Consider the following 1049-nt stretch of genomic DNA (forward strand, 5'->3'; position numbering starts at 1 on the left):
CTGCCGCTGACGGCCAACGGCAAGCTCGACCGCAACGCCCTCCCCGCCCCGCACTACGCCACCACCACCGCAGGACGCGCGCCCCGCACCCCCGAAGAAGAAACCCTCTGCACCGTCTTCGCCGACGTCCTCGGCCTCACCACCGTCACCATCGACGACAACTTCTTCGAACTCGGCGGCCACTCCCTCCTCGCCGTCACCCTCGTCGAACGCCTCCGCCACCACGGCCTGCCCATCGACGTCCGCACCCTCTTCGCCACCCCCACCGTCGCAGGCCTCACCACCACCACCCACCACGAAATCCCCGTACCCCCCAACCTCATCCCCACCAACGCCACCACCATCACCCCCGACATGATCACCCTCGCCGACCTCACCACCGACGAGATCAACCACCTCACCACCCAAATCCCCGGCGGCGCCCCCAACATCGCCGACATCTACCCCCTCGCCCCCCTCCAAGAAGGCATCTTCTTCCACCACCTCATGGAGGCCGACACCGGAACCGACGTCTACGTCCTCCCGGCCCTCATGGCCTTCGACACCCACCAACGCCTCACCGACTTCCTCACCGCCCTCCAACACGTCATCAACCGCCACGACATCCTGCGCACCGCCATCATCTGGAACGGCCAACGCGAACCCCTCCAGGTCGTCACCCGCAACGCCCCCCTCCCCACCCACACCATCCACCTCCCCCACAACGACACCACCGGCAACGACACCGCCACCCGACTCCTGACCGCCACCGGCCGGTCCATGGACATCACCCAAGCCCCCCTCCTACGCGCCTACACCACCCCCGAACCCCACACCGACCGCTGGCTCCTCGCCCTCCACATCCACCACCTCATCCAGGACCACACCGCCCTCGCCATCGTCCTCGACGAAGTCCGCGCCCACCTCAACGGACACCAGGACCAACTCCCCACCCCCCTCCCCTTCCGCGACTTCGTCGCCCAAGCCCGCCTCCGCATCCCCCGCGAAGAACACCAGAAGTTCTTCACCAACCTCCTCGGCGACATCACCGAACCCACCGCACCCTTCGG

The 1049-nt window shown here is 67.6% G+C and carries 1 protein-coding gene; it reads left to right on the plus strand.

Going from position 1 to position 1049, the window contains the following annotated elements:
* On the plus strand, nt 1-1049 hold a 1049-nt coding region (locus ACIGZJ_RS36920; protein WP_396461391.1), incomplete at both ends, for a condensation domain-containing protein.

Origin of the sequence: Kitasatospora sp. NPDC052868 (genome assembly GCF_044547105.1) — a bacterium.
GTDB lineage: Bacteria > Actinomycetota > Actinomycetes > Streptomycetales > Streptomycetaceae > Kitasatospora.